Source organism: Paenibacillus sp. ACRSA (genome assembly GCF_022346845.1).
Lineage (GTDB): Bacteria > Bacillota > Bacilli > Paenibacillales > Paenibacillaceae > Paenibacillus.
This window is the reverse complement of record NZ_JAKRNP010000010.1, coordinates 148,718-161,423: the sequence shown is the minus strand read 5'-3', so window position 1 is coordinate 161,423 and position 12,706 is coordinate 148,718. Positions and strand designations below refer to the sequence as shown.

Annotated in this window: 11 protein-coding genes, 8 tRNA genes and 1 rRNA gene; all 20 read left to right on the top strand. The window is 46.4% G+C overall.

The window, feature by feature from the left end; translation table 11 throughout:
• Positions 1–112 (top strand): 23S ribosomal RNA (locus MH215_RS23505); the annotation flags it as partial.
• 85 nt (positions 113–197) lie between these two features.
• Positions 198–289: transfer RNA gene (locus MH215_RS23500), tRNA-Ser, on the top strand.
• A 49-nt stretch (positions 290–338) separates the two neighbouring features.
• Positions 339–415 (top strand) — tRNA-Met (locus tag MH215_RS23495).
• Positions 416–424: 9 nt separating this feature from the next.
• A tRNA-Val gene (locus MH215_RS23490) sits at positions 425–500 on the top strand.
• A gap of 5 nt (positions 501–505) precedes the next feature.
• Positions 506–581: transfer RNA gene (locus MH215_RS23485), tRNA-Thr, on the top strand.
• Positions 582–590: 9 nt separating this feature from the next.
• Positions 591–668 (top strand) — tRNA-Asp (locus tag MH215_RS23480).
• Positions 669–687: 19 nt separating this feature from the next.
• A tRNA-Phe gene (locus MH215_RS23475) sits at positions 688–760 on the top strand.
• 12 nt (positions 761–772) lie between these two features.
• A tRNA-Tyr gene (locus tag MH215_RS23470) sits at positions 773–858 on the top strand.
• A 7-nt stretch (positions 859–865) separates the two neighbouring features.
• Positions 866–938, top strand: a tRNA-Lys gene (locus MH215_RS23465).
• A gap of 249 nt (positions 939–1,187) precedes the next feature.
• A complete protein-coding gene (locus MH215_RS23460; protein ID WP_239293570.1) occupies positions 1,188–2,369 on the top strand; it encodes a PucR family transcriptional regulator in 1,182 nt (393 codons plus the stop codon).
• 103 nt (positions 2,370–2,472) lie between these two features.
• A complete protein-coding gene (locus tag MH215_RS23455) occupies positions 2,473–3,597 on the top strand; it encodes an ABC transporter ATP-binding protein (RefSeq protein ID WP_062837775.1) in 1,125 nt (374 codons plus the stop codon).
• Between the two features lie 367 nt (positions 3,598–3,964).
• The gene (gene hprK, locus MH215_RS23450) at positions 3,965–4,903 is read left to right on the top strand and encodes an HPr(Ser) kinase/phosphatase (RefSeq protein WP_145052149.1); all 939 of its coding nucleotides are present in this window, start codon (positions 3,965–3,967) and stop codon (positions 4,901–4,903) included.
• 359 nt (positions 4,904–5,262) lie between these two features.
• Positions 5,263–6,318 (top strand): prolipoprotein diacylglyceryl transferase, encoded by a 1,056-nt coding sequence (gene lgt / locus MH215_RS23445; RefSeq protein WP_239293569.1) that lies wholly within the window; start codon positions 5,263–5,265, stop codon positions 6,316–6,318.
• Positions 6,319–6,325: 7 nt separating this feature from the next.
• Complete coding sequence (gene ppaX, locus MH215_RS23440; RefSeq protein WP_239293568.1) at positions 6,326–6,982, top strand: pyrophosphatase PpaX; 657 nt, start codon at positions 6,326–6,328, stop codon at positions 6,980–6,982.
• Positions 6,979–7,506, top strand: coding sequence for an acyltransferase (locus tag MH215_RS23435; protein WP_239293567.1), 528 nt, complete (start codon positions 6,979–6,981; stop codon positions 7,504–7,506). The genes ppaX and MH215_RS23435 overlap by 4 nt, the downstream gene beginning before the upstream one ends.
• 579 nt (positions 7,507–8,085) lie before the next feature.
• Complete coding sequence (locus MH215_RS23430) at positions 8,086–9,312, top strand: ATP phosphoribosyltransferase regulatory subunit (protein WP_239293566.1); 1,227 nt, start codon at positions 8,086–8,088, stop codon at positions 9,310–9,312.
• Position 9,313: 1 nt separating this feature from the next.
• Complete coding sequence (hisG, locus tag MH215_RS23425) at positions 9,314–9,973, top strand: ATP phosphoribosyltransferase (protein ID WP_239293565.1); 660 nt, start codon at positions 9,314–9,316, stop codon at positions 9,971–9,973.
• Between the two features lie 173 nt (positions 9,974–10,146).
• Positions 10,147–11,451, top strand: coding sequence for a histidinol dehydrogenase (hisD, locus tag MH215_RS23420; protein ID WP_239293564.1), 1,305 nt, complete (start codon positions 10,147–10,149; stop codon positions 11,449–11,451).
• On the top strand, positions 11,444–12,073 hold the full coding sequence (gene hisB, locus MH215_RS23415; RefSeq protein ID WP_275446303.1) for an imidazoleglycerol-phosphate dehydratase HisB: 630 nt from the start codon (positions 11,444–11,446) through the stop codon (positions 12,071–12,073). The genes hisD and hisB overlap by 8 nt, the downstream gene beginning before the upstream one ends.
• Before the next feature lie 3 nt (positions 12,074–12,076).
• Positions 12,077–12,685: an imidazole glycerol phosphate synthase subunit HisH gene (hisH, locus tag MH215_RS23410; protein WP_239293563.1), complete on the top strand. Its 609-nt coding sequence runs from the start codon at positions 12,077–12,079 to the stop codon at positions 12,683–12,685.
• The last annotated feature ends 21 nt before the right edge of the window (positions 12,686–12,706 follow it).

Here is a 12,706-nt window from a genome sequence, read left to right as displayed (position 1 = left end):
GAGATTTCCCAGTATGTAAGACCCCTTGAAGACGACGAGGTAGATAGGCTGGGGGTGGAAGTGCAGTAATGCATGGAGCTGACCAGTACTAATCGGTCGAGGGCTTATCCAATTGCAAGTTTTAAATCGCAGACTTTCCGTTTCGAATCTAGTTTTCAAGGAGCAATCCTTGTAATCATTGTTTATGATTGTTATTTGGAGAGATACCCAAGTGGCTATAAGGGGACCCTCTGCTAAGGGGTTAGGCTGTGTAAACGGTGCGAGGGTTCGAATCCCTCTCTCTCCGCCATCTTTATCCTAATGGAGATGGACAAGCAATCAAGACAATTCATTAATATGGCGGTGTAGCTCAGCTGGCTAGAGCGTACGGTTCATACCCGTAAGGTCGGGGGTTCGATCCCCTCCGCCGCTACCATATTACCCAGGAGGCTTAGCTCAGCTGGGAGAGCATCTGCCTTACAAGCAGAGGGTCGGGGGTTCGATCCCCTCAGCCTCCACCATATACGCCGGTGTAGCTCAACTGGTAGAGCAACTGACTTGTAATCAGTAGGTTGGGGGTTCAAGTCCTCTCGCCGGCACCATTAATGCCTGGAACCGTGGTGTAGTTGGCCTAACATGCCTGCCTGTCACGCAGGAGATCGCGGGTTCGAATCCCGTCGGTTCCGCCATTAATCCCAAAACAAATAAGGCTCGGTAGCTCAGTCGGTAGAGCAGAGGACTGAAAATCCTCGTGTCGGCGGTTCGATTCCGTCCCGAGCCACCTTATTATTTTGGAGGATTAGCGAAGCGGCCAAACGCATCAGACTGTAAATCTGCTCCCGTACGGGTTCGGTGGTTCGAATCCATCATCCTCCACCAGTTTTATGAGTCATTAGCTCAGTTGGTAGAGCACCTGACTTTTAATCAGGGTGTCGAAGGTTCGAGCCCTTCATGACTCATCTTATAGAAAGAGTGAATAATCATTAACATGATTATTCACTCTTTTTTTGTTGTTTTGAAATTAAAACTAACTAAATAGTAGCCGAGTGTTTAGAGAATATTCTAGGGAACATAGATAAAAAGGTTAGCTGCCAATACACAATAAATTATATATTTTCGTAATCATTGTTATAAACCAATAGGTAAAAGGCGATCTCCCTTAGGATATGATAAGATAGTAGAAAAAACAGAGTGGTGACGTTCATATTATGATGATCATACCAGGTCTTAAACAACAAATTGAAACAGTTATCGGCACTACATTAGATGAATATGAAGTTACTATAGAAGAATGGGAAGAGTCAGCGGCTAAGTTATTCAATCATAACTACGATAACTCTACCTATAATGGAAAGCCCGGTGGTCAGCTGAGCGAGCCAGAAAGAGTTACCTATACTGAAGCCCGGAGTTTGAGCACAGGAGAACGGATTTATTTTAAAGTCGGAGTGAATGCCAAAGAAGGAAATATTATATGTTGGGGATGCTCTACTGAAGCAATAACTAGAGAAACCAAGGGTCTCATTGAACTTCTGATCCTTAACTATACAGAAGCATCACTCGAAGAAACACCTGTAGTATATGAAAGTGATCGAGAGCAGCAACTTGCTGAACTGGGACAATGGCTTGTGCAGCAGATGAACGATCCATCCCAATATGAATCGGTACCGGAGCATTTATCGATTAAGGTGGAGCTTAACACTGAGAAAATTCCTTTTTTGCTGCAATGTGAAACACCGGATGCTCATCGAATTCGCTCCAAAGAGCTTAATAAATTATTGGAGAGTTACTTCGGTGAGGTAATTATATTAATTCCTATGGGAGAACAAGAGTGGGTCTTTCTTGCTGATGAAGAGATTGTTATGGGTGAGGTTGAGGAAGATACCGTTGAGGCAAGAAAAGATCTGCTTAATGCCTTCTGTCTTGGACTATATGAATTGGTAGCGAGTGAATGGGCTGGTGTCTTCCATCTATCTGCATTGTTACCTTGTCACCCAGTAACTCAACTGGCGCCTGCTACTGCGCTTTTGCAGGAAAGTGTACAGTTAGGCAGGGCATTCCATGTCGCACAGCATATTCATCTTCCTTGGAATCTACAACTAGAACAAGTTGTTGCAAGTATTCCTGAGCAGCAGCGGCTCCGGTTCATCAAGGATACAGGTAAAGATACCACAATATTTAACGATAGTGAGACCCTCACAACGCTAGAGACCTTTTTTAGCTTGGATTGCAATGTGAGTGAGACGGCCAAGCGGCTTTTTATCCACCGGAATACACTGGTTTATCGTCTGGATAAGATCAAACAAGAGATTGGATACGATGTTAGAAGCTTTGAAAATGCTGTTCTAGTGCGGCTTTTGCTGCTTATGTACAAAGTGACGAAAAAGCTCTGATATTTTTGTGCAGTTTGCGAATAGTCAAACATCACATGCATGGGTTATTATAAAACTACAAAATGTATTCGATTACAAAATGATCTCTGAGGAGGCAACAATCATGGCAGGTGTACGTTTAGAGCATATTTTTAAAAAATACCCGGGTTCCGATAAAGCAACAGTAGTTGACATTAACCTGGACATTAAAGATAAAGAATTTTTGGTACTGGTAGGTCCGTCCGGTTGTGGTAAATCAACAACACTGCGTATGATCGCAGGCCTTGAGGAAATTTCCGAAGGTAAACTCTATATCGGTGACCGTGTCGTAAATGATGTTGCTCCTAAAGACCGCGATATCGCGATGGTATTCCAATCCTATGCCTTGTATCCGCATATGAGCGTATATCAAAACATGGCGTTTGGTTTGAAATTGCGTAAAGTGAAAAAAGACGAGATCGACAAACGTGTACGTGAAGCAGCTAAAATCTTGGATATCGAGCATTTGCTTGAGCGTAAACCTAAGGCATTGTCCGGTGGTCAACGTCAGCGTGTCGCTCTTGGACGTGCGATTGTCCGTGATCCACAAGTCTTCTTGATGGATGAGCCACTCTCCAACTTGGATGCTAAACTTCGTGGTCAGATGCGTGCGGAAATCACAAAACTGGCTAAACGTTTGGAAACAACTGTTATCTACGTAACGCATGACCAGATCGAAGCAATGACGATGGGTGACCGGATCGTAGTTATGAAGGATGGTATCATCCAACAAGCTGCTTCTCCGGAAGAACTGTATAACTTACCGGCTAACCTGTTCGTAGCTGGATTTATCGGTTCCCCAACAATGAACTTTATCTCGGGTAAACTGGCTGAGCAAGGTGCTAACTTGCACTTCGTAGCTCCAGGTGTAGATGTTGAAATCCCACAAGGTAAAGCACAAGTGTTGAAATCCAGAGGATATATTGGTAAAGAAGTGATTCTGGGTGTTCGTCCAGAAGATATCCACGAAGAGCCAGTATTCTTGGAAGCATCCCCGAACTCTGTATTCTCTACACACGTAGATGTAACAGAGAACTTGGGTCACGAAATGCTCCTCTACTTGAGCGGCGTAGGTAACGATACTACAATTGCACGTGTAGACGGACGTTCTAACACTCGTGATGGTTCCACAGTTAAAATGGCAATTGACATGAACAAGGTTCATATCTTTGACAAAGAGACTGAAGTGAACGTACTTCTTCAAGACTAATATTACTGGGATTCCTCGGTAACGATGAAATCTATCAGTTAACGCAATCATACATTGTATTCAGAGCCCCTTCCGTTATTGCTGGAAGGGGCTTTTTTGACTAATAACAGGCATAGGCCAAGATTGCATTCAGCGGTGAATTCATTTAAGATTATTTGAAGGTTATCGATTGATGAAACAGAGCTCGAGTATGCTATATCTGCATGGAAAACATCCGATAACTGTGGTCTGTCTTCGCTGAATAACGTTGATCGACGTTTCGTATAGGCTGTACATGGAATCAAACTGAATGCGCTCTTAAAGTAGTGAAATGATGTGTCATCTTGATGTACATACAGAGGCAGCGAATGCTGAAAGGAAGAGACAAATGGCGAAAAAAGTGAAAGTATCCGAGTTAGTCCAACAATTTCAGCTTGAGGTTGTTTCGGGATCTCATGGATTAAAGAGATTCATTACAGTAGACGATCTGAACCGACCTGGTCTAGAAATGGCTGGTTATTTTGAATATCATCCTCAAGAACGGGTACAGCTTCTTGGAAGAACAGAACTGGCCTTTTTTGCAATGTTGTCTGAACAAGAGCGCCGTGATCGGATGCAGCGTCTATGCACAGAAGAGACACCTTGTATTGTTATTACCCGCGGACTTGACGTTCCACAGGAATTGATTGATATCAGTGAAGAACAGAACTTGGCTGTACTTCGCAGTAATATGGCGACAACGATTCTTTCCAGCCGGATCACGGGTTTCCTTGAAGGAAAGCTTGCGCCAACTGCGACGATCCATGGTGTTTTGTGTGATGTGAATGGTGTAGGGATGTTGATTACGGGAAGCAGTGGTATCGGTAAAAGTGAGACGGCCTTGGAATTGGTTAAACGTGGACATCGCTTGATTGCCGATGATGCGGTAGAGATTCGCCAAACGTCCGACTTCCAGCTTCACGGTACAGCTCCAGAGTTAATTCGTCATTTGCTGGAGATTCGCGGAGTTGGTATCATCAACGTTATGACGCTGTTTGGTGCGGGTGCTGTACGTAACAATAAACGAATTACCCTTGTTGTTCGACTTGAAGCATGGCAACAGGACAAGCAGTATGACCGTCTTGGGTTGGACGAGGAGACTACACGAATTATTGATACGGATGTACCTCTGGTTACGATTCCGGTTCGTCCTGGTCGAAATCTAGCTGTAATCATCGAAGTTGCAGCCATGAACTACCGTCTGAAGCAAATGGGATTGAATGCGGCGCTGCAATTTACGAATAAGTTGACAGCAACCATCTCAGAAGATATGGAAGACATGGATTAATTAAATTAGTTCAGGGAATTGTGGTATGAGACAAAGCTGTGCTTTGCTATACCACTTTTTCTTGGATATAGGTAGCGTGGGGAATTTGCACAGTTAGAACACAGTACCATTTGCGTAAGTGAATCAGTTCCATCATATTTTTAGCTGCTTCAAATTAGGATAGATCTCGTCCTAAATGGTTCAATTGGTTTGGATATCGTTACAAAATCACTATTTATAGTGAGTTATGAAATGGATTCAAGTGATCTATGTTAAACAAGAAATTTCTCTTGTTCATAGGTCGATAACGTGCGTGTTACTGCGCAAATCGTATAGTTTGAGAGTGAGTGGCATGAGTGAATTTATAGGAGTGTGAATGAATGGATACATTATTACTGTTGGACCCGGTTGCGTTCTCTATTGGACCACTGACGGTTCACTGGTACGGATTAATTCTGGGTGCAGCAGCGCTTGTAGGTCTATTGCTGGTCATTCAGGAGGGGAAACGATATGCCATCCCGCAAGAAGTGTTCATGGACATGGTTCTGCTCGGCGTACCGTCTGCTATTATTGGGGCCAGAATTTATTATGTGGCATTTAAATGGGACGATTATAAGGATAATTTCTGGGATGTATTTAAAATATGGAATGGCGGCATCGCCATTTATGGCGCACTAATTGGTGCAATTATATGTGCAGTTATTTTCTTCCGTCGTAAAGGATATAACTTCTGGCGTATGGCCGACATTTGCGCGCCTGGTCTCATCGTTGGACAGATGATTGGGCGTTGGGGGAACTTCGTGAATCAGGAAGCCTACGGCGGACCTGTAGAGGAATCATTTTTGCGGAACAATCTGCATCTTCCGGACTTTATCGTCAATCAGATGAACGTAAATGGTGTATTCCATCATCCGGCGTTCTTGTATGAATCGTTATGGAGCCTGGTAGGATTAGGTATTCTACTCGTATTGCGTCGTCAGAAGTTTCTACGTGCAGGTGAACTATTCATGTCTTATTTTATCTGGTACTCTATCGGTCGTTTCTTCATTGAAGCACTGCGTACAGATAGTCTTGGGTTCCAAGCACCAGCATGGGTGGCTTCTGTCGTAAATGGAATGTGGTCTCCAATGACGGCAATGGGCTTCGAGCAAGGGTATCTAGATCCAGCCTACGGCAACGTTAGAATTTCGCAACTGCTGGCGATCGCTATTATCATTGTTGCGGTAGTATTCATTGTGGTAAGAAGAGTGACAGGTCGGGCAGATGTACGTTATAGTGACCCAATCGTATCGACGAAAGTACCTTCGGAACCATCGGATGATATGCCACAGACAGGTGCGCCAGGTACAGGTGCTGGCAAAGACAGCAAAGAAGACAAAACAACATCAACGCTAGCTAGAGAAGAGCAGAGGCAAGCTGAAGACAAAAAGGAGTAATGCAGGTATGATCAACACGGTTTTGTTTGATCTCGATGGAACGATTATAGATACGAATGAGTTGATCATCAGCTCGTTCCTACATGTAATGGGGGAATGGGAGCATTCAGCTCCGTGGACAAGGGAAGAAATTATTCCACATATGGGTGGCACGCTGGAACAACAGATGCGCACATTTTCTGGACAAGAGGATGTCTCTAAGTATGTGAAGGGCTACCGTGCATATAACGATATTCACCATGAGGCAATGGTGCAGCCTTTCCCTCATGTGTTGGAGGTTATTGAAGCTCTTCATCAAGCAGGTATCGTAATGGGAGTCGTGACAACGAAAATTCGTCCATCCACACTTAAAGTGTTAGAGCGCTTCGACTTGCTCAAGTATATGCAAACGATTGTAACAGTCACGGATGTAACACATCCGAAACCTCATGCTGAGCCGGTACTGAAGGCGATGAACGAGCTTGGTGCCGATCCTACCAAAACATTGATGATTGGGGACAGCCCCGTGGATATTCAGTCGGCTCAAAATGCAGGTGCACTCTCCGTAGGAGTGGCCTGGTCTCTCAAGGGAGAAGAGAAACTGAAAGAATACAACCCGGATCATATTGTGCACGATATGAGGGATCTGCTTGCACTCACAGGTATTGAAGCGAGACGTACATGAGAAAAGTAACCCGCTATCCGGTAGAAGGTCATAATGCATTATGGCATATCTATCAGACTGTAAGCCCATGGAAGGGTGTTCGTAATTTTATCTGGATTCAGCTATCACGTTACTGTCCGATTCTATCGGTAAAGAACTGGATCTATCGCCGAATGCTTGGCATGAAGGTAGGTAAACATACGGCATTTGGCTTAATGGTGATGGTAGATGTGTTTTTCCCGGAGAAGATCACGGTGGGCGAAAACTCAGTCATCGGATACAACACGACCATTCTAGCTCATGAATATCTCATCAAAGAGTACAGGCTGGGCGAGGTCATTATCGGTGAAAATGTACTTATTGGTGCGAATACAACCATCTTGCCGGGGGTAACCATCGGGGATGGAGCTGTAGTTGCAGCAGGCGCTGTGGTTCACAAGGATGTTGCGCCAGGAGCCTTTGTGGGGGGTAATCCACTACGGGATCTATCCCAGTCTGCACGTCCAGAGCAAGATATGCTCGTGAATACAGAGGAACCAGTTTAGGAAACGAAGGTCGTTGGAAAACGACATTTGAAACATGTATGCCTGTGACCTATGATTAGAACCATAGGAACTAACAAGATATATCCAGTGGTGAAGGTGAAATCTGAACCGCTGAGGGAGAAGCTGCTAAGAGCAGCTTTTTTCATATACAAATATCCTCGTCACGCTTGTACAATGCGGGTAAACCATAGAAGGAAGATGGCTGGCTAGCCATGTGGTTTTGTTGACGATGTGGCGTCATTCATGTTATCATATCCCATATCCTTTAGTTTATTAGCACTTTACCATACGAAAGCAAAAGGCGATAGAAGGAGAAATAAACAATCTTCTCTCGCTGAGGGTCTGAACCCATAGAAATGATATGCTGCTTGGCAGCTAGAGCACGAGAACAGCTTCACAGAAGAACGCATAGAGGATTTACGAAGGCATTTTGGGGCTTCGGCTGATATGGATAGATGCTGGCTACATAAATCCTGTTGAGATACAGATTGAAATGCAAATTGACGAATGAATTGATGTAAGAATCGATATACAGACTGCTGTACGATCCAAACTACTGACTCGGGGTGAATGATACTAATGTCTAAACCAAAAGGCTTCGAGAAACCGACGGGTTTCCGTGACTATACACCGCTTGTCGTGAACAAGCTGAGAACGATTGAACGAAATGTACTGGAGTGCATGGAACGCTGGGGTTATCGCCAGATTATGACGCCAACGATTGAGTATTACGATACGGTAGGTGTAGCGAGCTCTACATCGGACCGCAAATTGTTCAAGTTGCTGAATAGCCGAGGAACAACGCTCGTATTGAGATCGGATCTGACAGCTCCTATTGCGCGGGTTGTATCTTCTCTACTGAAGGATGAGCAGCTTCCTCTCCGTTTATCTTATCATGCGAATGTATTCCGTTCGATTGAAGAGGAAGCAGGGCGAGAAGCGGAGTTTTTCCAAACGGGTGTTGAACTCGTGGGTGATGACTCACCTGAAGCGGATGCTGAAGTGGTTGCTTTGGCTATTGCCTCATTACAGGCAGCGGGTGTGTCTTCTTTTAAAATAGCGATGGGTCACATGGGTTTCCTGAATGGATTGTTGGAGGAGGTTATCCCGGGTCAGACTGCACAGCAGCAAGAATTGAAAAAAGGATTGCTCGGACGGGATTACGTTGGTTATCGGGAGTCTATTGAAGCGCTCGACCTTGAACCGAAGTTGAAGGATCAACTTGAAGCGATTCTACGTTTGCGAGGTGGCAAAGAGATCTGTGCACATGCGGCTCAGTTGAGCTCCAGCCCCGAAGCAGCGGAGTCTATTGCTCATCTGTGCGCGGTATTTGAGGTGTTAGAGGCATACGGAGTCTCTGAGCATGTGTTGATTGATCTGACGATGATTGGTGACTTCTCGTATTATACAGGTATGACGTTTGAAGGTTATGCGGCAGAGCTTGGATCTCCTGTATGCAGTGGTGGGCGATATGATAATCTGCTGCAGCAGTTTGGACGTGCGCTTCCGGCTACAGGGTTTGCACTCAAAACAAACCGAATCATTGACGGAGTACATGGAATTACAATAGAAGAAGAAAAGCCTGTGCTGATTGAATATCAATCCAAATTCCGAGCTGAAGCACTTACGGAAGCGGCGCGGTTACGCAGTTTAGGAAAGAACGTTGTGACAGCCCTTCTCTCCGAAGAGAATAGCACCAATGAAGTAGCGAAAGTAGCTGGGACCTCTGGTGAACAAGAAGTGCGGAGTGACAAGCGGTATGCCGAGGTCATTCGTTATGCATCTGAAGAAAGGGGAGCACGCTGAGATGTCGGATATTTTGAAGGTAGCGATGCCTAAGGGTCGAATCTATAAAAAAGCTTCAAAGCTATTCCGTGAAGCAGGTCTCGACATTCCCGTTGATGTGGATGATACACGCAAGCTGGTGATCGAGGTGCCGGAAGCTGGTATGGAATTTATTATGGCGAAGCCTGTGGATGTCCCAACCTATGTAGAATATGGTGTGGCGGATATCGGGATCGTGGGCAAGGACGTACTGCTTGAAGAAAACCGGGATGTCTATGAGTTGCTCAACCTGGGAATTGCACAGTGCCGGATGTCCGTTATTGGCCTTCCTGATTGGAAGCCAGGTATTCAGCAACGTGTAGCAACCAAATACCCGATCATTGCTTCCCAATATTTTAGAGAACAAGGACAGCAGGTGGAAGTCATTAAGCTGAACGGCTCCATTGAGCTTGCTCCACTGATTGGCTTAGCAGATCGAATCGTCGATCTAGTCGAGACGGGGCAGACCCTGCGCGAGAATGGATTGGTAGAGATGAATTCAATTCTTGATATCACGAGTCGCCTTATTGCCAACCGGGTTAGTTATCGGATGAAAAATGATCGGATTCAGTCGTTATGCGACGCATTGCAGAAGGTTATTCCAGCATCAACGGAGACGCCTAGCGGGATACTTCGAGGCTGACGAAAGCCTCTTAGCTTATTATCATGGACATGTATCAGGCCTCGTAAATGTGCAGCGGAACATGGTGTACTAAGACTACACTGGGAGCGAAACTGCGGCTTGATAGAAATTATGGATATCAAAGAATGACCATATAGCATGGTGGTATTACAGGAGAGAAGGAGGTTATATGCATGAAGATTGTACCTGCACGGGAGTTTAATCTGAAACGGGAAGTCGAATATGGTACACCTGAGCAAAATGAAACTGTACGGCGCATTGTCAGTGACATCCGCCGAGAAGGTGATACTGCGTTGCTCCGATATACAGAGCAACTGGATCGGACGAAGCTCGCGGCTTCAGAGCTTCGTGTGCCGCAGGAAGAGCTACAAGCAGCGTATGCCGCGGTGGAGCCATCATTTGTAACGGCGATTCGGCAGGCCGCCGCTAATATTCGTGCGTTTCATGAGAAGCAGAAACGCAATTCTTGGATGGATTGGCAGCCGGACGGCAGTCTGCTGGGCCAGGTAATCCGACCGCTGAAGCGGGTCGGTGTGTATGTACCTGGCGGCAAAGCAGCATACCCTTCGTCGGTGCTGATGAATGTGATTCCGGCACAGGTAGCGGGTGTGCCGGAGATTGTTCTGGTGACGCCGCCATCCACTAATGGTGGCGAAGGCATTAACCCGTACATTCTCGTGGCTGCCGCGGAAGCAGGCGTAAGCGAGATGTACCGGGTGGGCGGCGCGCAAGCCATCGCCGCCCTCGCCTATGGCACGGAGAGTATTGCCCCGGTGGATAAGATCTGTGGACCGGGCAATATTTACGTGGCGCTCGCGAAGCGCGAGGTGTATGGGGCGGTCGATATCGACAGTATCGCGGGACCCAGTGAGATTGTGGTGCTCGCCGATGATACGGCGAACCCGGTGTATGTTGCCGCAGACTTATTGTCGCAGGCGGAACATGACGAGATGGCATCGGCTATTCTCGTCACGACTTCGGCTACGCTGGCGGAAGCCGTGCAGGCCGAGGTGAAGCAGCAACTGGAAGTGTTGCCGCGTAGAGATATAGCGGCTGCTTCGGTGGAGCAGTATGGTGCAATTATCGTGGTTGATTCCTTAGATGAAGGAATTGATGTGGTGAATCGCCTTGCACCGGAGCACTTAGAGATTATGGTGCAAGAGCCGATGGCTTACGCCGGACGGATTGAGAACGCTGGTGCCATCTTCTTAGGGCCATATAGCTCGGAACCGGTAGGGGATTATTTTGCCGGCCCGAATCATATTATTCCGACGAATGGTACAGCCCGGTTCAGTTCACCAGTGGATGTGGATGATTTTATTAAGAAATCAAGCTTGATCTATTACAGCAAGGAAGCATTGCTCCAGAACGGAGCAGCTATTATAGAATTGGCTCGGCATGAAGGTCTTGAAGGTCACGCGCGCGCAATCGCTGTGCGGTTAGAACAGGAAGGAAAGGCGGAATCAGATCATGGATAATCAAGAGAATGGCTTGGGACTAGAGAACAAAGGTGCTGTGCGCGAGGCACAGGTAGACCGCAAAACGAATGAAACTAATATTCAACTCGCATTTTCCGTAGATGGAACGGGGCAATCGGTGATTGAGACGGATGTTCCATTTCTGAATCACATGCTGGATCTGTTCACGAAGCACGGACAATTCGATCTAAACGTACAAGCGCGCGGGGACATTGATATTGATGATCACCACACTGTAGAGGACATCGGCATCTGTCTCGGACAGACTTTACGAGAAGCATTGGGTGACAAACGGGGCATTAAGCGTTATGCCAGTGTTTTTGTACCTATGGATGAGGCTCTCGCTCAGGTCATCATTGACGTCAGCAACCGACCTCACTTTGAGTATCGTGCAGAATATCCATCCCAGCAGGTAGGCAGCTTCTCAACAGAGCTTGTACATGAGTTTCTGTGGAAACTGGCATTGGAAGCTCGGATTACCTTACATGTGATTGTGCACTACGGACAGAACACACATCATATGATTGAGGCTATATTCAAGGCACTAGGCCGAGCATTGGATGAGGCAACGATGATTGATCCACGTGTAACGGGTGTGCCTTCCACGAAGGGAGTGCTGTAGACGATGGCGATTGCAATTGTCGATTACGGTATGGGGAACCTGCACAGCGTCGGCAAAGCGGTCGAACGTCTAGGCTATGAAGCGCTGGTAACGGGAGACCGTGAAGCGATTCTGGGTGCAGATGGTGTGATTTTGCCAGGTGTAGGTGCATTTGGCGATGCGATGGAGCATCTGCGGGAGAGCGGTCTGGATGCTGTAGTCCAAGAAGCGGCAGCAAGCTCGAAGCCTCTGCTCGGCATTTGTCTTGGAATGCAGTTATTGTTCAGCTCCAGTGAGGAGCATGGAGAACATGAAGGACTGGACATTTTACCGGGAAAAGTGGTGCGCTTCGCACCAGGTGAACTGAAAGTTCCACATATGGGCTGGAACCGTCTGGAGTTCCTACAACCGGAAAGCCCGTTGTTGGCTGGTCTGGATGCAGGACACGTGTATTTCGTCCATTCATATCATGCAGTTACTGAAGTGCAAAGTGATCTACTAGCAGTCACCGATTACGGACATCCTGTGACGGCAATTGTGGGTAGAGGATCAAACTTCGGTATGCAGTTCCATCCGGAAAAAAGTGGCGAGCTAGGTATGAAGCTTCTGGGTAATTTCTTGGCTTTAACGTAAACGGGCTGTATATGTTTGAGC

Excerpts from the sequence above, each read along its gene's own strand:
- MH215_RS23460 (WP_239293570.1), top strand. The coding sequence starts at position 1,188 with ATGATGATCATACCAGGTCTTAAACAACAAATTGAAACAGTTATCGGC.
- MH215_RS23455 (WP_062837775.1), top strand. The coding sequence starts at position 2,473 with ATGGCAGGTGTACGTTTAGAGCATATTTTTAAAAAATACCCGGGTTCC.
- hprK (WP_145052149.1), top strand. The coding sequence starts at position 3,965 with ATGGCGAAAAAAGTGAAAGTATCCGAGTTAGTCCAACAATTTCAGCTT.
- lgt (WP_239293569.1), top strand. The coding sequence starts at position 5,263 with ATGGATACATTATTACTGTTGGACCCGGTTGCGTTCTCTATTGGACCA.
- ppaX (WP_239293568.1), top strand. The coding sequence starts at position 6,326 with ATGATCAACACGGTTTTGTTTGATCTCGATGGAACGATTATAGATACG.
- MH215_RS23435 (WP_239293567.1), top strand. The coding sequence starts at position 6,979 with ATGAGAAAAGTAACCCGCTATCCGGTAGAAGGTCATAATGCATTATGG.
- MH215_RS23430 (WP_239293566.1), top strand. The coding sequence starts at position 8,086 with ATGTCTAAACCAAAAGGCTTCGAGAAACCGACGGGTTTCCGTGACTAT.
- hisG (WP_239293565.1), top strand. The coding sequence starts at position 9,314 with ATGTCGGATATTTTGAAGGTAGCGATGCCTAAGGGTCGAATCTATAAA.
- hisD (WP_239293564.1), top strand. The coding sequence starts at position 10,147 with ATGAAGATTGTACCTGCACGGGAGTTTAATCTGAAACGGGAAGTCGAA.
- hisB (WP_275446303.1), top strand. The coding sequence starts at position 11,444 with ATGGATAATCAAGAGAATGGCTTGGGACTAGAGAACAAAGGTGCTGTG.
- hisH (WP_239293563.1), top strand. The coding sequence starts at position 12,077 with ATGGCGATTGCAATTGTCGATTACGGTATGGGGAACCTGCACAGCGTC.